Below are 20,925 nucleotides of genomic sequence, written 5' to 3' on the forward strand. Positions count from 1 at the left end.
TTCCCTTTTTCAATTCCCAATAAATCATTTACACATAATTATTTAAACACTCTTACTTAAAGTAAGCACAAATGATTTTTCTGATAAAAACTATAATGTAAATGCTATCATAGTGCATGATTATACATGATAATTATGTAACCGTGCTCGTTACCGTTATAACAGTATTCATTATTTATTATAACTTTTTTGTATTTATCGCTTACATTTATACTTATATGTACAAAAACGGCCTGCCAAGTTGCCCTGCAGGCCGTTTTTTAAACCTATTCGATAATTTTTTGCTTGGTTTCTGGGCCGAAAACTTGAACGACAATTGCTGCAATCAAAGCTAAGGCAGCGATAAAATAGAAGATCAAGTTAGGGCTCACCCGGCTGATGGCCCATGCGGCTAAGTAAGGTGTTAGCACGGTCAATAATTTTGCGACCCCATTGGCATAACCAGTTCCGCGGAAACGGAAATAAGTTGGGAACAACTCAGACATGTAGACACCGACAACGGAGGCCATTAGCACATAAAATCCTGTTGTTAATAAGAAGCCAACAATCAAAACGCCAGTCGTTGAATCTTGGTGTGCATACAATAAACCTAGCAAAGCAGTAATAACAAAAGTAGGTGCGATCACCTTTTTCCGGCCGATCCGATCAACTAATGAAGCGCCAATAATTGCCCCAACTGGCGCACCAATCATCATGATCGTGGAGAAGCTTAATGAATGGACCACGTTAATACCACGTTTAACCAGCAAAGTAGGTACCCAGGAGGTGAAGGTGTATTGGCAGAGCATAACCGCCGACACGGCGACGATAGCAACGAACAAGCCACGCCCGATATTAGTCTCTACCTTGGCTGCTGGTGCCACTTGATTTTCTCGTTTGTAACTGCCGTTTTCCTCTAGTTTAGCGATAATTTCTTCGGCTTCGGCACAGCGATTACGCGCCAATAACCAGCGTGGTGACTCAGGAAAATGCCGCCGTGCTACCCATAAAATTAAAGCCAAAACACCGATTAAAATAAACATTGAGCGCCAGCCTAAATTGGGAATCATAAGGGTAGCAATCAACAACGTGACTGGTGCGCCCATGTTAGCGACTACGGCAGTGATCCCACTCCAACGACCACGCGTTTTAACTGGTGCAAATTCATTGATCAAGGCATAACCAGTGACGATTTCTGCGCCTAAACCAATGGCGGCAAAGAAACGCAACCCGATCAGAAATTCAATATTCGGCGCAAAGGCACCTGCTATTGTAAAAACACCGAAAATTAATAAATTCGTTTGGTAAGCGCGTTTGCGACCGAAGAAATCACCGATAAAACCAGCAGCGATCGAACCGACGAACAAGCCTAGAAAACCAGCTGATAAGAATAATGACCCTTGAAAAAGCGTCGCAAAATGATTTTGGATCAAGGTACTATTGATTGCGCTGGCCATATAAACATCCCCTGCGTCGAGGATCATCCCGGCAGCAATCATGGCGAATACCCGATAAAATAATGGCGTTTCTTTAGTTAAATCTAAGCGTTGTTTCAAATTAGTTGCTTGTTCCATATTGTTGCCTCCTTATTCTGTAATCAATTTGCGTGTGTTCGCAAAATAACAATCACTATTTCTGCATTTCAATTAGCATTTGTTCTGGCGCATACCGTGCTTCAAGTTGATTGACTTGATCTAACCCAACAAATTGGTTAAAACGGTCAAAAGTGACCATCGCCGCCTTGCTTTGACTAGTTGTTCCCTGAGTAGCTAATTCGTGTAACACTTGCTCATCCGCGTAAGTTTGTGCGTAAGTGAGTGCTGTCGGATGCACAACGATACTAAAACCGAGCTGCTGTAACTCACTACTAGAAAGTAGCGGCGTCGCACCATCCTCGATCATGTTGGCCATTAACGGCACCTCTGGAAAGGCCGCCGCAATCTGCTTAAGCTCGGCGACACTGCGCGGTGCCTCAATAAAAACAAGATCAGCACCAGCGGCATGGTAGGCTTTACTCCGTGCAATTGCGGTATCGAGATCGTACACTGCCCGTGCATCCGTTCGTGACATGATCAAGAAATCGTCGTGGCGGCGGGCGGCCGCTGCAGTTTTGATTTTTGCCACCATTTCAGCTTGCGGTACAACACTTTTGCCAGCCATATGCCCACAGCGCTTAGGCCACGTTTGATCTTCTAAAAAGAGGCCCGCTGCACCGATAGCTTCATAGTTGCGGACTGTCCGCTGTACATTAGCTAAGTCGCCATAGCCAGTGTCAGCATCGGCAAATACAGGAATATCAACAGCATTGACAATTTCACGACATTTATTAAGCATGATCCCAAAGTCAGCGATACCACGATCTGGCATGGCTAAATTGCTAGCACTTGTCGCATAGCCAGCGGCAAAAATTGCTTTAAAGCCCTGCTGTTGCGCCACCTTAGCGGCTAAACTATCCGGGGCAACAACCATATTGACCACCTGTTCACCGAAAACAGCCTGACGAAACTGCTGACGCATTTGCGTAAATTTTTTCATTATAGCTGCCTCCCGACCAGTTGATTTTTAGGCTGTAGTTGCTGAAAATAATCTAGATCCAACACAGCCTTAAATTTGTTTTTAAGTAATTGGGTCACGGTTTGACTAGTAGCTGTATGCTGAATAGCTAAGCCGGCTTGCCACATTGAAGCTGGTAGTTGATCTAGCGCAAGCTCAGTACAATGGCCAAGCAAAACGAGATCAGCGCCGGCCTTATAAGCTTGTGTCGTCCGTTCTTGTAAGCCACTTAAGCCATATGTCGTCCAGCCATCTAATTCCGCAATCAATGTTATTGATTCATCCCTAAGCGCATCCTTAGCCGCTCGCAATTTACCAAAAAACTCAACTGGCGATACCGGCTGTGCTTGTCCCTGACTATGCGCTGGATAACGCTGATCGTTAAGGACGATGCCAGCTGCGCCAGAGCGTGCCAATTCTTGCACCGTATAATATGTATTTAGCGCATTGCCGAAGCCGGATTGCGCATCGGCCCAGATATCGCGGTCGGTTACCAAGCTCATATAGCGCAAATATTGCGCGTACTCGGATAATGCCAGTAATTCAGCATCCTGACTACCAAGTAATTGTTGTGCCACTAAACTACCAGCCAAAAACAAGCGCGGTTGCGTTGTCGCTTGGATCATTGGTGCATTTGCGAGCGCCGGAATGAGTTCTGTTTCTGTCATATTGCACCATCTCCTCAAAATTTAGGTCAAAAAAAGCACCCAGTGAGAGCTAAACTCTCAAAGGGCGCATTTGCGCGGTACCACCTTTATTTATGTATTCAAACCGAATACATCTCAACAGTTTTTAAACTGTTGCTGCGATAAGGGGCACCCACCCATGTCAGTACTGACATTAAACTCAAAGCTTACTTTCAATTTACTTAATTACCGCGTCACATCGACCCGCGGCTCGCTTAAAATTAAAATAAATCTACTTTTCTTATCAAAGTTTTAATCTGTTTTTCATTTTCTTATCATAATAGTCGTTTTTCAGAAAATGTCAACCGCTTTTTTGTAAAAAAAATAATGAGGCTGTGACATAAGTAATATTATGTCGCAGTCTCATTTTTATTATCGAACATTATAGATTATGTGCTGAAAAACAGTTTATAACACCATCGCAGCAAAAGTTAAGCGCGCTTGAAAGTGCGCTTAACTTCGGACTAACCCATTGCTGAGCCGCGATGCCGATCAATCATGATGCGAATGATCTTATCGATTTCCGTCACAACTAAGGTAACGAATCCTGCCACAATGGCGATACCCCATTGCCCCCAGCTCATATTACCGGTTTTGAAAACACCCTGCATGAATGGTAAGTAAACCAACAATAGTTGTAACGCCAGCAATAAGGCGATGGTCGCAAAGGCCATCGGATTACTCCAGAAGTGTCGTGAAAACGCCAAATGCGGTGTCCGAATATTGAATAGGTAGAACACCTTACCCAGCACAATGATATTAACCGTGATCGTACTAGCAATTACGTGCGATACACCGCTACTAGTTAACCAATCGAAGGCCCATAAGCCCATACCGGCAATCAGTACCGAGACATAAGTCATTTGGAAAACATCGTGCTTATTCAACAACGACGTCCCAGTCTTGCGCGGTGGCCGTTGCATAATACCTTGTTCTTCTGGTTCAAAAATGAAGGCGAACTGAATCGTGATCGCTGAAACCATGTTGATCCATAACAATTGGGTCGGTACCAACGGCAGCGCTTGTTGCATTAAAATACTGAACGCCACGATCAAACCTTCCGCAAAACTAGTTGGTAATAGGAACGCAATTGTTTTCTTAATATTGGTATATAGATGCCGACCTTCACGAATCGCTTTAGTCATCGTTGTAAAGTTATCATCGACCAAAATCATATCAGCGGCATCTTTGGCAACGTCCGTTCCTTTGATCCCCATTGCCACACCAATATCAGCTTTCTTCAATGCTGGTGCGTCATTGACACCATCACCAGTCATTGCCGTGACCTTACCAGTTTGCTGATAAGCATCAATGATCGCCAATTTATTACTAGGTGTCGTTCGTGCAAAAACATCATAACGATTAATATTTTCGCGTAATTCTTTTGGTGACATTTGATCTAATTCCGCACCGGTGATCGACTGAATATCATCAGCTAAGCCTAACTGGCGACCAATTGCGGCCGCTGTATCAGGGTGATCCCCAGTGATCATTTTTACTTTAACCCCTGCAGTACGCATTTCTTTCAGGGCAGCAATCACTTCTTCACGCGGTGGATCAATAATGCCGACAATGCCGAGAAATTCAATCCCCTGCTTTAAAATGTCATGAGTAACTTCAGTGACAGTATCGGCTACTAATTTATGCCCGACTGCCACTACACGCTTACCTTGGTGCGTTAGATCCTGAATAACATCGTTCCAATGATTTTGATCGAAACTAGGATCAGCGGCCGCCGCCATGGCGTATAACTTATCTGGCGCGCCTTTGATGAAAATCTCATGCTGCCCTGCTGCATCAACATCTAAACGCGCAATATACCGGTAATCAGAATCAAACGGAATTCGATCTAACTCGGTAACAGCAGGCTCTTCAACGCCAAGCCCCTTATGGTACAAGGTTAAAAAAGCCCCATCCGTAGGTTCACCGTTGATTATCCAATGACCATCTTCTTGTTGCAAAATAGTATCATTAGCCTCAAAACCAGCAATCAACAACTTGGTTAATATCGCATCATTACTGACCGTGACTGGCTGCTGATCACGCATGATCTGCCCATCTGGCGCATACCCAGTCCCGGTAACGGTATAGCGATGGCGGCGCGTAATAATATCTTGCGCTGTCATTTCATTTTTAGTTAACGTCCCTGTTTTATCAGTGGCGATCACATCCACTGCACCTAACGTTTCGACAGCCGGTAGCGTCTTAACGATGGCATTGTGTTTCGCCATTCTATTGACACCCATGGCTAAAATCACTGAGGTCGATGCCGGTAATCCTTCTGGCAACGAGCCAACAACCATGGTTACTACCGCTAAAGCTAAGGTTGGCAAGGAATAAAGATTGATCCACCAACCAAAGACAAATAACGCGATTGCGATCCCAATAATGAAATAGGAAATCCACTTACCTAAATCATCGAGTTCTTTCATTAATGGTGTCTTGGCTGCCTTAACGTTACTAACGTCATCGGCGATTTGACCTAATTCAGTATCGTGACCAGTTGCAACGACGATCCCAGTAGCACTACCGTTAGTCACAGCTGTACTAGCATAAGCCATATTGATTCGTTCAGCCAATGGTGTTTTCGCTGAGTCTAATGGCGCAAATGACTTCAGCACCGAATCAGCTTCACCGGTCAAGGCAGCTTCTTGGATCCGTAAATTATCAGCATCTAATAGTCGCATATCAGCTGGAACATTGTCACCAGCTTCCAAATAAACAATATCACCAATCACCAGTTGACTTGCTGGAATATCGGTTCGTTGCCCACCACGAATGACGGTTGCCTCCGTGGATAGTAACGACTTGATTTTTTCTAATGAATTACTAGCGTTGACTTCTTGAAAATAACCAATCAATGCATTAATAATGACGACTAAGCCAATAACGATTGAATCAGAATAATGTTGTAACAACAGCGTTAACGCCGCCGCAAACAGCAAAATATAGATAATCACATTATTAAATTGCCGCAGAAACATCACCCATTTTGGCGTGACGTGTGCAGTTAGCTCGTTGGGTCCATGCTTGGCAAAACGCTCTGCCGCAACGGCCGTACTCAATCCTTGCTCAAGATCACTATCAAACTTAGTTAACACCTGTGTTTCGGTTTGCGTAAATAACGGCGCCGGCCCAGGTTTCGCATCGGGTGGAACAATTGGTTGTTTTTCCATGAAGTACATCATCCTCCGTATTCTTAGTTATATTAGTATAGCATAGCCAGAAATAATCGCGAAAGTATTATTACTCTAAACTAATGTTAGAACTAATTATTTCAAGTCACTTTTGTTATAAATTTGGGCCACTTGTGCTAAATATTTTTCAAAGCCAGCGCGAAATACATCGCCCGCGATAATTTCCGCTTTATTGCCTAACGATAAAATAAAGCGATAAGCTGCTTCATTATTTGGTAGCGTAATCGTTGCTTCAAAATGGCCATCCAGCAATTGTTTAATTGCAGTACTGCCATAACGTTCACTAAAAACATCACGAATGCTATTGGCGGCGCGCAAGGTTATTGACACTAAGTTAGCCGCCGAAAATTTATCGGTAAAGGCCAAGCGCTCAAGCGGCAATGTCCGCGGCGTAAATTCTTCTACTAATAATTGCACAGCTTGCATGCGCGCTAAGCGAAACGTTCGAAAGTCCTGCCGTTCGCGGCTATAAGCTTGTAAGTACCAGCGATCGCCTTTATAGGCTAAACGATAAGGTTCAACCCGCCGCTGACTAAGCGCACCTGTGCGGTCACTATACATAAAAGTCACCAACCGATGCTGCTTAATCGCCTGACTAAATTGCTGCGCCAGCACTTTAATTTCTGCTGCGCCCTGCCAATTAACATCCTCGATCAATAAATCCGTCGCCTCAGGATCAGTAGCAAACATTGCCTGCAATTTTTGCACCGTCGCTTTGATTTCCGGTGTTTCAATCAACGCCTGTACACTGGCCAATGCCGTCAACAAATTACGTACATCGGTCGCCGTTAAAAAGTTTTGGGCAATCTTATAATTAGGCAACAAGCCAATACCGCCCTGCCGACCTTGAACTGTATAAATTGGTAAACCAGCTAGACTCAACGCCTCTACATCACGGTAAATTGTACGCTCAGTGACTTCCAGTAAAACTGCCAGTTCACGTGCTGACACCAAGTCTTTGCGTAACAAAATCAGCATTATATTGATCAAGCGAGCAATCCGCATCTTTTTCCCTCTTTTCCTTAAAACATGACAGCTCTTTGTCAGGTATTATCTGTTATTCTACTATCATCAACTGAAAGAAGGAATCCATATGACACAAACTTACAAAATCCAAAACTTCCCCGAACTGACAATCACTGGTTATGCCGCTAAACTGCCATTACCAACGATGGACAACCTTAAGGAAGTCTCTGCACAAAAAAGTCACCATTTCATGACTATCGGCCAAAGTGGTCAATTTCCCACCTTAATGCAAGCCAGTCGCGACAAAATCGGCTACGCACTTAGTGGCGCGACGGACGATTACTTGGAATATTTTGCCGGTGCCAATACAACAGCTACGCCAGCCGACACGACAACTCGTACCTTACCAGCCGGTGATTACATCGTGCTAAAAGGTCAAGGTGGTCCTAGCCGACAATTATTCGATCAACTAATTAGTCAGTTTTTTGGCACTATTTTACCAGCTGATCCTCACTTATATCCAAAAGACAGCTTCGTCATTGAAGCACTATTAAATGGCAATCCTACTGATGCCGTGGTTGAATTACGTATTCCCGTAAGCCACTAAAAAAAGCATCTAGCAAATTTAACTGAATTTGCTAGATGCTTTTTAATTAGCGCGATCGACGCAAGCTTGTAATAGATGCATTGAACGCAACCAATTTTGGGTCATCCGCTCACGAGCAGCAACAGCATCATCGGCTGCAATTGCGGTAATAATTTCGTTATGCTCGCGAACTGCATCTGGCTGTTGCACGTTCAATTGAGCAAGGTAGAAATTCTCAATCCGTTGTGCGTGGGCATCGACTAATTGCGAGAATTCGTTAACGTACGGATTAGCGGCAATTTTCAAAATATAATCATGAAAAGCATTATCCGCTAGCAAGACGGCTTGAGGCTGATTTTGTTGTTGCGCTTGCTCATAGCGTTGATTTAACACATTGAGTTGTTCCACTTCAGCAGTCGTGATCGTTTCAGCCGCTAATTCTGCAGCTAAGCCTTGTAACGCAGCCAATGGACGATAAATCGTACTGATTCGATCGGTAGCAACAGCGGTAACGCGGGTAGCACTGCGCGGAATCATTTCCACGAATTCTTGCGTGGCTAATAATTGCAACGCTTCACGCACCGGCGTCCGACTGACACCAAATAAAGCAGCAATTGCTTGGTCTGAAATCTTCTCTTTTGGTGCTAAGGTGCCAGTAATGATCCAGCTACGGAGTTGTTGATAAACACGATCCTTAGCATTTAATTCAGGTGAATTTGGCGTTTTTTTAGGTAATGGCATCTCTAAGTCCTTTCATAACTTATTGTGATATATCAGAATTATAGTCTTTTTTACGCCAAGGCTCAAGGCGCATCATTGATCGTCACCCCCAGCGCTAACGCCAGATCCAACGCTTGCTGTGGTGAAATGATCATCCCACGTAACAAGTCTAAACTATAATTAATACCGTTAGTTTCATTATGACTGAAATCGAGTCCCTTTAAGCGCGTATGCAAAAAATTAGCGCGGGCTAGCTGACAATCCACGAATTTTAGTGCTTGCCAATTGACCTCGCTAAAATCAAGTTCACTTAAATCGGTTTGCTCAAAAAAAACATGCTTTAAGCGCGCACCAGCTAAGCTTAAATAATCAGCCTTACAATTAGTGAAGCTGAGCTCATTAAATACTGAGCCGGCAAAGTTACTACCAGTCAATTTACAATCATTAAAGGCCACCCGTTTGAAGCTAGCTTCGATCATTTCTGAATTTAAAAAAGTGCAATGATTAAAACTAACATCTTGCAGCTCAAAGCGTTCAAAAATCATTTGGTCAAAGGTCACATGATCAAACTGTACCCCTTTAAAGTAGACGCCAGTAAAATCACCGTCACTAACTTGTTGCTGCTGAAACTGCGTATCCTGCACGAACGCTTCATCGACTAATTTTAATGTATCGTTAGGTAAGTTAGGTACTAAGCGTGGCGCTGTAATTTTTGATTGAACCATGTTTTCCTCCACAAAGACTACTATAATATATTATAGTTTAGTTTACCGATTTTATCTGAGCTTGTAAAATCCGCCCGTTGACAGCACAAAAAAATAGTGTAGTATTAAAATTAAGTTAGAAACATTAAGCTATGAAGAGAAGAGTAACTTACGAAATGTCCCAGCGAGCTTCTATTCGGTGTGATGAAGCGTCATTTGGTAAGCGAAGATGAACTTGGAGCTTTACTGGCTAGAAGTAGCACAGTCGTTGCAGGCGTTATACTGCACAGTCTAAGACTGAATGAGGTTCAAATCGCGAGGTTTGAACAAAATCAGGGTGGTAACACGTCAAACGTCCCGGCACTGCTTTTTGCGGTGTCGGTTTTTTATTTGGAGGTGTCTTTATGAGTTGGATCGTTATCCAACAAAGTGTTCCAGTTTTTGCGCAGGCTTTCTGGCTAACACTAAAGCTGTCATTTTATGGTATTATCGGCGCCATTATCTTGGGCCTGATCGCCAGTTTTCTACGCTATTTCAAGGTTCCCGTACTCAGACAAATCAGCGCGGTGTACACAGAAGTTTCGCGGAACACGCCATTATTGATCCAATTATTTTTTATTTATTATGCCTTTCCAGAAATTGGGATAAAAATGTCTGCCACCGCGGCCGGCATTAGTGGCTTGATTTTCCTGGGTGGTAGCTATATGGCTGAAGCAATTTTCGGTGGACTAAAAGGCGTCGCTAAAATTCAAGTCGAATCAGGCTTAGCCATTGGGCTGAGTCGTTGGCAATTAGCACGCTACGTGGTGTTCCCACAAGGCTTGACCTTAAGTGTTCCCGCAATTGCCGCTAACGTGATTTTTCTGATCAAAGAAACGTCAATTTTTACCGTTATCGCGATTCCAGAGCTAACTAATACCGCGCTGGATCAAATCGGCTTGTACTATCATACCGACGAATCATTGTTCGTCTTGGTCATTGCCTACGCAATCATCTTAATTCCATTGTCGTTAATACTGACTTGGTTAGAAAGGAGGGCGCGTCGTGGTGCATTCGGGAATTAGTATTTTATTTGCTGGTCAAAATTTCAGTCGCTTACTCGGTGGGCTCTGGATCTCAGCTAAGATCTCGATCGTTTCACTAGTCATCGGTATCGCCCTCGGCATTTTACTTGGGGCATTACGAACAGTAAAGAACCCTATTTTACGCGTGATCTTACGCTTATATTTGGAATTCTTCCGCATTGTGCCAACCGTTGTCTTACTATTTTTATTCTATTATATTCTACCGAAAAATTTCAACGTTAATTTAAACGCCCAAGCCGTGGCCATGTTGGTCTTCGCCTTGTGGGTCGGCGCCGAAATGAGCGATATTGTTCGTGGCGCCTTGATCTCTGTTCCGCAGCATCAGTGTGAAGCCGGCATCGCTATTGGCTTAAACGGTCCCCAGTTATTTCGTTATGTTTTATTGCCGCAAGCAATCGGACTGATGATTCCGGCAACAATCAATTTAATGACGCGGGTGATCAAAACGACTTCGCTACTCTTACTGATCAGCGTTATGGATGTTATTAATATCGGTCAACAGATCATCGAAGCCAACCGTCAAACTCATCCCGACGGTGCTTTCTGGGTGTACGGACTGATTTTCATTTTATATTTTCTGCTGTGCTATCCCCTTTCCGCTTGGGCGCGCCATCTGGAGCGGCAGCAAGACAATAATGCATAAAGGAGTTAATTACTATGGCCACGCCATTATTACAAGTGGAACATCTCGAAAAATCATACGGCGATGTCCACATTTTACACGATATTAATTTAACGGTTGCCACTGGCAGCGTCACTGTTTTACTTGGGCCATCTGGTTCTGGTAAAAGCACATTGATCCGCTGTCTTAATGGCCTAGAGGATTTCCAAAGTGGGCAACTGACCTTTTCCGGTGAGCCAGTCACTCCTAGTCCAAAAGTATGGCAAAAGTTACGGCAAAAAATCGGTATGGTTTTTCAAAGTTACGATTTATTTCCCAATTTGACTGTACTCGATAATATTTTACTAGGGCCACTAAAAGTGCAGCATCGCGCTAAAGCAGAAGCTAAAGAACAAGCAATTAAATTATTAAAGGAGGTGGGGCTTGCTGATTACCAAGATTCCTATCCACGCCAACTATCCGGGGGCCAAAAACAACGGATCGCCATCGTGCGCGCACTAGCATTAAATCCTGACTTTATGTTATTCGACGAAGTGACGGCATCATTAGATCCAGAAATGGTCCGCGGCGTGTTGGAAGTTTTACGCAACTTAGCTCAGCAAAAAATGACCATGTTAGTTGTCACCCACGAAATGAACTTTGCCCGTGAAATCGCGGACCAAGTTGTTTTCTTAGAAGAAGGTCACATTCTAGAGGTCACACCGGGCAAGCAATTTTTCGAAAATCCACAAACAGAACGGGCGCAGATATTTCTGAATAGTATGGACTTTTAGTATTGTATTTTAAAAAGCACCTAAGTTAGTCAGCGCGCCAATAAACGATCCGCAATGATCTTTTGGCGCGCAACTAACTGGTCTTTTTAAACCCGTTTATATCAGCACTAATTTTGGTTACACTTAATTTGGGGGGAACTTATAATGAAGAAACACACACGTTTGATTGCTGCTTTCTTAGCAGTAGTAACATTATTCGGTTTATTCGCTGGGTTTGCACAACCAGCACAGGCAGCAGAAACAACTAGCGTCAGCGCGATCAAGAAACGCGGCACAATCAAAATTGCCGTTTTCGGCGACTTGCCACCTTATGGCTGGGTCGACAAAAACGGTAAGCGCCAAGGCTACGATATTGCCTTAGCTAAACAAGTTGGTAAAGATCTTGGCGTTAAAGTTAAATACGTTCAAGTCAACGCTGACAGCCGGGTCGACGCCCTTAACTCTAACAAAGTTGATTTAGTCTTAGCCAACTTCACCGTTACACCTGAACGCAAACAAGTAATTTCGTTTGCTAAACCTTACATGAAAGTCTCGATCGGGGTTATTTCACCTAAGAGCAAACCCATTACTAAGGTTAGCCAATTAAAAGGTAAAAATTTGATCGTCAATAAAGGCACTACAGCAGAACAATACTTCACCAAAGATTCTAAGGGTGCCACATTACAAAAGTACGATTCAAAAACGCAGCAATTTAACGCTTTGAAAAATGGTCGTGCGGCTGCTTTAGCTGATGATAATTCCTACTTGTATGCTTGGGTCAAAGATAATCCTAAATACACCGTTGGCATCAAGCATTTAGGTCCCAACCAATACATCGCACCAGGGATCAAAAAAGGCAACAAGAGCTTGTTGAAGTGGACCAACAAAGAAATTACTAAGTTAAATAACAATGGTTTCTTTGACAAGAACTACACTAATAATTTGAAGCCATACTTTGGTTCTGACGTTACCGCTAAGGATATCGTCATCAAATAATAACGATAAAAAAGCCTCATTCAAGCGCGCTTAACTGCCGCTGAATGAGGCTTTTTTTAAATCGTGATCTCAATTTGATTGCCTTCAGGATCGAGTACAACGCTTTCGTAGTAACCGTCACCGGTAGTTCTAGGCCCGCTGATGACTTGATAATCGGCAGCCGCTAACTTAGTCGTCAGTGCATCGACTGCTGCTGAATCCCCAACGCTAAACGCCAAATGCGTATAACCTTGCACTAATTGAGTTGGGTGTTCAGTCACATCCGGGCGCTGCATAATTTCCAAGCGCGCTTGATCACCAAAACTAAGGAAATAAGTTGCTAAGCCAGTGTGCGAATTAAAGTATTTCGTGTTAGCCTGCGCCCCAAAATAAGTTTCGTAGAATTCACGCGTATTTTCTAAATCATTAACATATACCGCTACATGAGAGATTTTCATTTAATCACATCCTAATGCTATTTTTTTCTTGTTAGTCATGCGTTAAGCATCACAATTGTAACCGATATTATGAAAGATTACCACCTACGTACTAGGTAGACCAATATTTGGAAATTAAATAAATTATTCCGGTCAAAAAGGCGTATATATGTGAAATGATTAACTATACCATTTAAAATTAATTAGTTAAAATGATTGAATTCGCTTTCTGTAACCGCTATAATCGAAGGTACATGAAAGGGAGGTTACACAATGGCATATCAATCAATTAATCCTTACTCGAATGAAGTTTTGAAATCATACCCTGACGCAACTGACGCTGATCTTGAACAAGCGTTGGCTGCTGGAGATAAATTATATCACCAATGGCGTAATGATGCAGTTTCATCACGGGCACCTTATTTGAAGAAAGTCGCTGAACTGTTACGGGCGGAAAAACAAGAATTAGCGACTATTATGACCAAAGAAATGGGCAAATTGATCAGCGAGGCTAACGCTGAAGTTGATCTTTGTGCCGATATTGTAGATTACTACGCAGACCATGCAGTAGCACTTTTAAAACCAGTTCCATTAAAGACTGATGCTGGTGCTGCTTACTACGCTAAGCAAGCGACTGGGGTTATTTTTGCAGTTGAACCATGGAATTTCCCACTATATCAAATCGTGCGTGTTTTCGCACCAAACTTTATGGTTGGTAACCCAATGATTCTCAAGCACGCTTCCAACACTCCAGGCTCAGCTGATGCGTTCGATAAATTAGTTCAAAAAGCTGGTGCACCTGCTGGCAGCTTCAAGAACTTATTCGTTAACTATGATCAAGTTTCTAAAGCCATTGCAGATCCGCGGGTCTCTGGTGTTGCTTTAACTGGTTCCGAACGTGGCGGTAGCTCAGTCGCTAAAGAAGCTGGCGCTAACTTGAAGAAATCAACCATGGAGTTAGGCGGTAATGATGCCTTTATCGTGCTCAATGACGCTGATCTCGATCTAGTTAATAAAGTCTCAACCCAAGCGCGGTTGTTTAACGCTGGCCAAGTCTGCACTTCATCCAAACGGTTCATCGTTTTAGCAGAACATTACGATGAATTCTTGAAGAACTTAAAGGCTGGCTTTGCTGCAGTTAAACCAGGCGATCCCTTAGCTAAGGACACAACTTTAGCCCCATTATCTTCTAAGCGCGCTAAAGAAAAATTAGTCGGCCAAGTTAAAAAAGCCGTCGACGGTGGCGCTAATGTCTACTTTGGCAATGAACCAATTGACTTACCTGGTCAATTCTTCCCACCAACGATTTTAACTGACATCGCTAAAGATAACCCAATTTACAACGAAGAAATGTTTGGTCCAGTTGCCACCGTTTATAAGGTCGACAACGAAGACGAAGCAGTTGCTTTAGCCAATGATTCTAGTTATGGCCTAGGTGGTTCTGTCTTCTCGAAGAACCCTAAGCATGCCGCTTATATTTCCGAACGTGTAGAAACTGGGATGTCCTTCGTCAATTCAAGCTGGTTATCCTTACCAGAATTACCATTTGGTGGCGTCAAGAACTCTGGTTATGGCCGTGAATTAAGCGATCTTGGCCTTAATGCCTTCGTTAATGAACACTTAGTCATTAACGCAACTGACAAATAAAGCGCTACTAACGATCTGCCCTTGCGACAGATCGTTTTTCTATCTCAAAATACAAGGAGTCCTAACGATGCCTAAAAAAGTTATTCTCCAACTAGCGATGACTATCGATGGCTATATTGCCGATCAAAATGGCAGCGTTGATTGGATCGATGCAACAGTTGGCTTTGACCTCGACTGGGGTTACGATCAATTTATCGCTGGTATCGACACTATTGTTATGGGCGCCACCTCATACCACGCGGCTTTGAAAATGAGCCCCACCTACCCTTACGCCGAACAAGAAAATTATATTTTGACCCACCACCCACAACCTGATCAGACTAAGCGCCATTTCGTCAATGGTTCAGTCACTGACCTAGTCCGTAACTTACGACAAGGTAGTGGCAAAGCCATTTGGATCTTTGGTGGTGGTTCCGTGATTCAACCGTTGATTGCGGCTGACTTGATCGATGAATACCAACTATTCACTGCACCCGTTATTCTTGGCCAAGGTGTGCCTTTATTTGGTCACCGACCTCAGCCATTACTTTTACAACTAAAATCAACCACTGTTTTCGGTCCGGGCGTAATGGCAACCTATATTCGGCAACAAGCTTAGTGAATTACGCTTGCTTTATCATGAAAACTAGCAAGTAATTGCTGCATCTGCAGGCTGCACTCTAACTGGAACCATAATTGGCTGTCCTTCAGATCCAAACCTGTTAAAAGCTTGATTTTGTTCAATCGATTTAGCAGCGTATTGCGATGAATAAACAAACGCTCAGCCGTTATAGTTTGGTTGCCGCCGCAATTAATGAATTGCGCCAGCGTAGCCATCAATTCAGTTTGATTAACTAGATCGTATTCGTGTAATTGCTGTACGCTAGGATCAATGAACGCCGTTAACACATCACGCTGCTTGATCCGATCTAGCATGATTGCAAAGTAATAATCACGACAAAAAAGTAGTTGCGCTTGATCCTGGAGTTGCAAACTTAATTTTTCAGCGTGCCGGGCAATCACATACTGCGCTTTGGTCGCAAAGAAATCACGATAACAATTAGAAACGATTACTTGGCATTGCAGCTGTTGTTGTAACTGCAGCCAAGTAGTCTTTTTTAATGTCGGTAATTCACCGGGAACTAGGGCTACAACGCGCTCCTGATAAACCACAACTAGTGCCGCTGGAAACTGTGTCCGCATTTTTTGACATAGTTGGGTTAAATGCTGCTGGGCCTTAAGCACAACTAGGCACATACTACTCGGCACCTGATAATTAATGACCTGCGTATTAACCTTTATAGCGTTGATATTGATGCCTTCCAATAAATCATTTAATAATTGTGCTTTGACTGAGACTTGATAATCTTTAAACGCAGCCGCCTTACCTAACATATTGCTTAAAACCTGACCAACTCGCGGTAATAGTTGGCGCTGGTTAAGGGAAAATTCTTGTTGGTCATTAAACATCACAATATAACCAACCAATTCATGTTGAAAATACAAGCGGGCTACTAGGCGTTGATAAGTTGACGCTGGACAGGGAAACCGATAACTACCCTGTGCTGAAGTTTCAGTTTGAACCAACATCTTTTTAATGCCGCGGATAAAATCTAACTTCGAATAACCTTGATCAATATTTTGCTGCCACAACGGATCCGGAAAAGGAAATGTACGCGAATAGGCTAATACGCGATAATTATCATCAATGATCATCAAAGTATTCTTTAGCTGTTTAGCTACAAAGTCGATCACATCCTGATAATCGTGGGTCAAACTCCGCTGCAAAACTTCAGTAAATTGCACTTCTTGTTGCTGCTCAACGGCTAAAAGTTGATTGGCCTCATTAAATAGCACTACCACTGCTTGATTACTCAAATTAGTTGACGCTTGACCACCACATGGACACCGCACTAGCGCACGATCACCACCTGAACTAACTAATTTCAATGCGCCAGTCGCCGATTGTTCGATATACAATATATGATTTTGATTACCTGTACCAATTTGTATCATGTTGATTTCATTATCTTGGGCCACTTGAATTTTAGTCAAAATAAATTTTTTTGCCAGTTTGTGTAATAATTCGCTATATTTCATATCCCATACCCCTTATCAGTTCTAGCAACCTAGGCAACTTGCACAGTTCACTTTAATAAAGACTGGACTAACTGTACCTTAATCATAGCAATTCACTGTGCTATTGTGAAGATGTATTCAAAAAAGATTAAATAATCAAGTTCATTTTTTCACAATTTAAGGAGGTTTTCTTAATGACTGTCTTTCCAAAACTTTTTCAATCTGGAAGAATTGGTAAATTAGCCTTGAAAAATCACGTCGTCATGCCAGCAATGGGCGTATCACTGGCGCGTACCAATGGTGAAGCAAGTGATGATATTATTCGCTACTATGCTGAACGTGCACGTGGCGGTGTTGGTTTGATCATTACTGAAGTGACTCGAATTGACGATAAATACGGCGTAGCAACCTACAAACAATTAGCCGTCACTGATCCAAAACAAATTCCCCAACTACAACGCTTAGCTGATGCTGTGCATAAATACGATACAAAAATTTTTGTTCAATTACATCATCCTGGTCGCGAAACTACCGCTCAACTGATCAACGGTCAACAAATTGTTGCGCCGTCAGCAATTGCCGATAAAACCGTTAAAGAAGTGCCGCGTGCTTTGACCACTGATGAAGTGCAAGCACTAATTAAGGCCTACATTAAAGGGGCTGTGATTGCGAAAACTGCAGGTATTGACGGCATTGAAATCCATGCTGCTCATGGTTACTTGATCAACGAATTTCTTTCACCTTATTCCAATCACCGAACGGATCGCTATGGTGGTAGTTTCCACAATCGTCTCCGCATCCTTCAAGAAATTATCACCGGTATCAAATACATGTGCGGTGCTGATTTTCCAATTAGCGTCCGCATTAGCGCCGATGAATTTGTCGCTGGCGGTTTGAAAATCGCCGATAGCGTAAAAATTGCACGTACTCTGGAAAGCTATGGTATCGACGCCATCAACGTTTCCAGCGGGATTTATGAAAGTGCCCCAACCATTGTCGAGCCTGGTTCATACGCTCAAGGATGGAAACAAAATCTGGCCAAGACAATTAAAGCTAATGTGAAAATTCCAGTCATCGCCGTCAACAACATTAAAACCCCAGAAGTTGCTGAGCAGCTGCTTGATACCGCTGTTTGTGACTACATCGGTGTAGCGCGGGCAACTTTAGCTGATCCAGATTGGGCGCGTAAAGCTGAAACTGGTCATAGTGATCAGATCACAACTTGTATCGGCTGCCTACTCTGCTTTGGCGCTTTACAAGCTGGCCAACATATTATCTGTGCCGTCAATCCACGTTTAGGTCGTGAACGTGAATTTGCCTGCTTGAATAAAAATGGTGCGCAACGGTCCGTCGCCGTTATCGGTGGTGGCCCTGGTGGCATGACTGCAGCTAAAACATTAGCTGAACGTGGCTTCAAGGTAGCACTATTTGAACAGCGCAAAGTCTTAGGTGGTACGTTAAATATTGCCGATAAAACACCACTCAAAGATAAAATTACTTTATTAGATCATCAGTTGATCAATCAAGTTGAGGCTAATTCAAATATTGACATTCATTTAAACGAAAAAGCGACGGTTGAAAAGGTTCAAGCCTTGAAGCCAGCCGGCGTCTTCATCGCTAGTGGCGCGAAACCAATCGTCCCACAAGTCCCAGGTATGGCCGGTAAAAATGTCGTTATTGCTGGCGCTTATTTGGCGGGTAAAGCACCTGTCACCGGTAAAGTGGCCGTAATCGGCGGTAGTATGACTGGTTTAGAAACTGCGGAAAAACTCGCCAGTGAAGGTCATGAAGTCACAATTGTAGAAATGCAGGCTAAAGTCGGTGTCGGCGTTAATGCAACCATTTTAATCGACTTAATGCAACGATTGAATAAATATCAACCAACAATTTTAACTGGTAAACGACTAGTTGGGGCTGGTGAACATGGAATTAAGGTGCTCGACATGATCAATCATGGCATGTCAGATATTGCTGCCGATACCGTTGTTCTCGCTTTAGGCGTTACACCTGATACCAGCGTTAGTGCACCATTCACCGAAGCTTTTGAGCAAACAAAAGTGATTGGTGACGCACAAGCTAGTGGCAGAATTGCCGAAGCGATGCGCGACGGCTACACGAAAGCTTACGTTTTTGATAACGATTAATTAAGCCTTAATGGGAGGAGTTTATAACATGAAAGATTTCAAAGATCGCGTTGCGCTGATCACTGGTGCAGCCCATGGTTTCGGTGCTGAATTAGCCCAAGAAGCAGCGCGCCGCGGCATGAAGTTAGTCTTAGCAGATATCGATGAACCAGCTTTAAAACGGTCCGTTCAACAAGTCGCTGATCTAGGCGCCCAAGTGGAAAGCATTACCGTTGATGTTTCATTAGAAGAAGACGTCGATAAAATGGTTAAAGCCGCTATGGCGCGTTTTGGCCAAATCGATTTGCTGATCAATGACGCAGGAATCGCCTTGCCGGGGACTGTTTGGCAGTTACCTTCCCGCGACTGGGAATGGATCATGCACATCAACTTAATGAGCCAAGTTTACGCGCTACAACGCGTGATCCCAATTATGTTGAAGCAAAAAACAGCCTGTCATATTGTCAACGTCGCTTCGATTGCTGGTTTGATCGACACACCAGGAATGCCTGCGTATCACGCTAGCAAATTCGCCAGTGTCGGTTTAACGGAAGCCACCGCCTATGATCTACAACGGGCCGGCGCAAACATCAAACTATCCGTTATGTGCCCTGGCTTTGTCCAAACTGATCTCTATCATACCGAAGATCGCCGGCCCGAACGTTATCAAGCCCCAGATGATCCTTACTATCAAAGTGATATCTTTAAGGGTGGCCAGCAATTCGCTAAATACGTTATCGAAAGTGGCATGCCAATCGACTCAATTGCACTAACCGTATTCCAAGCAATTGAAGATGACGAGTTTTATATTCTAACTCACCCTGTTTTCAACACATTAATTGGCGATCGTGTTAAACGTATCGTTAATGGTGACGGCCCTGATGTTTCGGTTATGGACGGTTTAATGTAGCCTAAAAGGAGGTTCCAATAATGAGTAGTTTTCGCGTTGATCCTAGTGAAATGAAACAGTTTCTGGTACGGCCACGGCTTGATGATCAAGAAGGTATCATGTTTGCCTATGCAGCACCAGCTGAAGTCTTAGCCAAGTTATTACCACCGCCATTAAAGTTAGTTGCTCCTATGGTCTGTGGCTATGTCGTACAAATGGGCAAACCCAGCTTCGGTGGCCCCTATCTGGAATCGGTACTCTACGTTTTAGCCAATTACCGTGATAAAGTCGTTGGCGCTTATCCATTTAATTTAATGCTTCACGGCCCAGGTGCAGAAACAGGTATTATTTCTGGCCGCGAGGGTGCCGGCATCCCTAAAAAGTTCGCCGACCATATGGAGATTCGCCGCAATGACCAATCAGCGACAGCTATCGTTGAACGGCACGGTGTTCGTTTATTGGAAGTCAATTGGACTGCAGGCACACCAAATGATCCGCAAACAGCGCAACAGGTTTTTAGTCAACTGAAGCTAAACAGTCAAGTTGAGCAAGCTAGCTTATTCTATAAATATCAACTAGATCAAGCCCCAGACGGCACTAATACATTCCATGATGCTAAATTAGTCAGCACACAACAAGCCGTCATTACTGACCGTTTGGAACCAGGTAGTCTAGAAATCAAAGTAGCCTCCTCTGCCGATGACCCTTATGGCGAATTAAAAGTAGTTAAACCACTAGGGGCCGCCTGGTATCATGTGGCTTCCTCCGTAATGCATAACACAATTGATTTGGAAGCTGCTGACGCCGATGAAGTTGTTCCATACTTATTAACTGGTCGCTACGACCGTGGTATTGTTAATCCGCGTGCAACAACCTTTATCATCTAACTTTAGAGACTGTGATATAAATAAAATTATGTCGCAGTCTCATTTTTATTGCCAAATAT

19 protein-coding genes and 1 other annotated feature are annotated in these 20,925 nt (G+C 43.4%); of the genes, 10 read left to right on the top strand and 9 right to left on the bottom strand.

Features of this window, described 5'->3' with window-relative positions; all coding sequences use genetic code 11:
• Positions 1–266: 266 nt before the first annotated feature.
• The 5 genes from EKM80_RS00810 to EKM80_RS00830 form a co-directional block, all read right to left on the bottom strand.
• A complete protein-coding gene (locus EKM80_RS00810) occupies positions 267–1,553 on the bottom strand; it encodes an MFS transporter (protein WP_125551201.1) in 1,287 nt (428 codons plus the stop codon).
• A 55-nt stretch (positions 1,554–1,608) separates the two neighbouring features.
• Complete coding sequence (locus tag EKM80_RS00815; protein WP_125551202.1) at positions 1,609–2,514, bottom strand: isocitrate lyase/PEP mutase family protein; 906 nt, start codon at positions 2,512–2,514, stop codon at positions 1,609–1,611.
• Positions 2,514–3,200, bottom strand: a complete 687-nt coding sequence (locus tag EKM80_RS00820) for an isocitrate lyase/phosphoenolpyruvate mutase family protein (RefSeq protein ID WP_125551203.1) — start codon at positions 3,198–3,200, stop codon at positions 2,514–2,516. Before EKM80_RS00820 ends, EKM80_RS00815 begins: the two co-directional genes overlap by 1 nt.
• A 57-nt stretch (positions 3,201–3,257) precedes the next feature.
• Positions 3,258–3,475, bottom strand: a binding site (T-box leader).
• A 207-nt stretch (positions 3,476–3,682) separates the two neighbouring features.
• The gene (locus EKM80_RS00825; RefSeq protein WP_125551204.1) at positions 3,683–6,394 is read right to left on the bottom strand and encodes an HAD-IC family P-type ATPase; all 2,712 of its coding nucleotides are present in this window, start codon (positions 6,392–6,394) and stop codon (positions 3,683–3,685) included.
• Positions 6,395–6,490: 96 nt separating this feature from the next.
• A complete protein-coding gene (locus EKM80_RS00830; RefSeq protein WP_125551205.1) occupies positions 6,491–7,420 on the bottom strand; it encodes a helix-turn-helix transcriptional regulator in 930 nt (309 codons plus the stop codon).
• 88 nt (positions 7,421–7,508) lie between these two features.
• Here EKM80_RS00830 and EKM80_RS00835 point away from each other — a divergent pair, with 88 nt between their 5' ends.
• Complete coding sequence (locus EKM80_RS00835) at positions 7,509–7,988, top strand: GyrI-like domain-containing protein (RefSeq protein ID WP_125551206.1); 480 nt, start codon at positions 7,509–7,511, stop codon at positions 7,986–7,988.
• A gap of 42 nt (positions 7,989–8,030) precedes the next feature.
• Here the strand turns inward: EKM80_RS00835 and EKM80_RS00840 are convergent, their stop codons facing one another.
• Both EKM80_RS00840 and EKM80_RS00845 read right to left on the bottom strand, forming a co-directional pair.
• Positions 8,031–8,708: a GntR family transcriptional regulator gene (locus EKM80_RS00840; protein WP_125551207.1), complete on the bottom strand. Its 678-nt coding sequence runs from the start codon at positions 8,706–8,708 to the stop codon at positions 8,031–8,033.
• A 62-nt stretch (positions 8,709–8,770) separates the two neighbouring features.
• Positions 8,771–9,412 carry a pentapeptide repeat-containing protein gene (locus EKM80_RS00845; protein WP_125551208.1) on the bottom strand — a complete coding sequence of 214 codons (642 nt, stop codon included), beginning with the start codon at positions 9,410–9,412 and terminating at the stop codon, positions 8,771–8,773.
• Positions 9,413–9,795: 383 nt separating this feature from the next.
• On the opposite strand from EKM80_RS00845, the gene EKM80_RS00850 reads away from it, so the two are divergent.
• The 4 genes from EKM80_RS00850 (at position 9,796) to EKM80_RS00865 (ending at position 12,846) form a co-directional block, all read left to right on the top strand.
• The gene (locus EKM80_RS00850) at positions 9,796–10,455 is read left to right on the top strand and encodes an amino acid ABC transporter permease (RefSeq protein WP_125551209.1); all 660 of its coding nucleotides are present in this window, start codon (positions 9,796–9,798) and stop codon (positions 10,453–10,455) included.
• Positions 10,436–11,119, top strand: a complete 684-nt coding sequence (locus EKM80_RS00855; RefSeq protein ID WP_125551210.1) for an amino acid ABC transporter permease — start codon at positions 10,436–10,438, stop codon at positions 11,117–11,119. The genes EKM80_RS00850 and EKM80_RS00855 overlap by 20 nt, the downstream gene beginning before the upstream one ends.
• Before the next feature lie 14 nt (positions 11,120–11,133).
• A complete protein-coding gene (locus tag EKM80_RS00860; RefSeq protein WP_125551211.1) occupies positions 11,134–11,871 on the top strand; it encodes an amino acid ABC transporter ATP-binding protein in 738 nt (245 codons plus the stop codon).
• Between the two features lie 144 nt (positions 11,872–12,015).
• A complete protein-coding gene (locus EKM80_RS00865) occupies positions 12,016–12,846 on the top strand; it encodes a transporter substrate-binding domain-containing protein (protein WP_125551212.1) in 831 nt (276 codons plus the stop codon).
• Positions 12,847–12,902: 56 nt separating this feature from the next.
• On the opposite strand, the gene EKM80_RS00870 is transcribed toward EKM80_RS00865, so the two are convergent.
• On the bottom strand, positions 12,903–13,283 hold the full coding sequence (locus tag EKM80_RS00870; protein ID WP_125551213.1) for a VOC family protein: 381 nt from the start codon (positions 13,281–13,283) through the stop codon (positions 12,903–12,905).
• Between the two features lie 252 nt (positions 13,284–13,535).
• Between EKM80_RS00870 and EKM80_RS00875 the strand changes: the two genes are divergently transcribed.
• Positions 13,536–14,909: an NAD-dependent succinate-semialdehyde dehydrogenase gene (locus tag EKM80_RS00875; protein WP_125551214.1), complete on the top strand. Its 1,374-nt coding sequence runs from the start codon at positions 13,536–13,538 to the stop codon at positions 14,907–14,909.
• Between the two features lie 67 nt (positions 14,910–14,976).
• Positions 14,977–15,507, top strand: a complete 531-nt coding sequence (locus tag EKM80_RS00880; RefSeq protein WP_125551215.1) for a dihydrofolate reductase family protein — start codon at positions 14,977–14,979, stop codon at positions 15,505–15,507.
• Here the strand turns inward: EKM80_RS00880 and EKM80_RS00885 are convergent.
• Complete coding sequence (locus EKM80_RS00885) at positions 15,504–16,988, bottom strand: PucR family transcriptional regulator (RefSeq protein ID WP_125551216.1); 1,485 nt, start codon at positions 16,986–16,988, stop codon at positions 15,504–15,506. The genes EKM80_RS00880 and EKM80_RS00885 overlap by 4 nt on opposite strands.
• Positions 16,989–17,161: 173 nt before the next feature.
• Between EKM80_RS00885 and EKM80_RS00890 the strand changes: the two genes are divergently transcribed.
• Genes EKM80_RS00890 through EKM80_RS00900 form a run of 3 tightly spaced genes read left to right on the top strand, consistent with a single transcriptional unit; the run spans position 17,162 to position 20,866 of the window.
• On the top strand, positions 17,162–19,111 hold the full coding sequence (locus EKM80_RS00890; RefSeq protein WP_125551217.1) for an oxidoreductase: 1,950 nt from the start codon (positions 17,162–17,164) through the stop codon (positions 19,109–19,111).
• A 28-nt stretch (positions 19,112–19,139) separates the two neighbouring features.
• The gene (locus tag EKM80_RS00895) at positions 19,140–20,000 is read left to right on the top strand and encodes an SDR family NAD(P)-dependent oxidoreductase (RefSeq protein ID WP_125551218.1); all 861 of its coding nucleotides are present in this window, start codon (positions 19,140–19,142) and stop codon (positions 19,998–20,000) included.
• 20 nt (positions 20,001–20,020) lie between these two features.
• Positions 20,021–20,866 carry an acetoacetate decarboxylase family protein gene (locus tag EKM80_RS00900; protein ID WP_125551219.1) on the top strand — a complete coding sequence of 282 codons (846 nt, stop codon included), beginning with the start codon at positions 20,021–20,023 and terminating at the stop codon, positions 20,864–20,866.
• Positions 20,867–20,925 lie beyond the last annotated feature (59 nt).

This window comes from Loigolactobacillus jiayinensis, from assembly GCF_003946445.1.
GTDB lineage: Bacteria > Bacillota > Bacilli > Lactobacillales > Lactobacillaceae > Loigolactobacillus > Loigolactobacillus jiayinensis.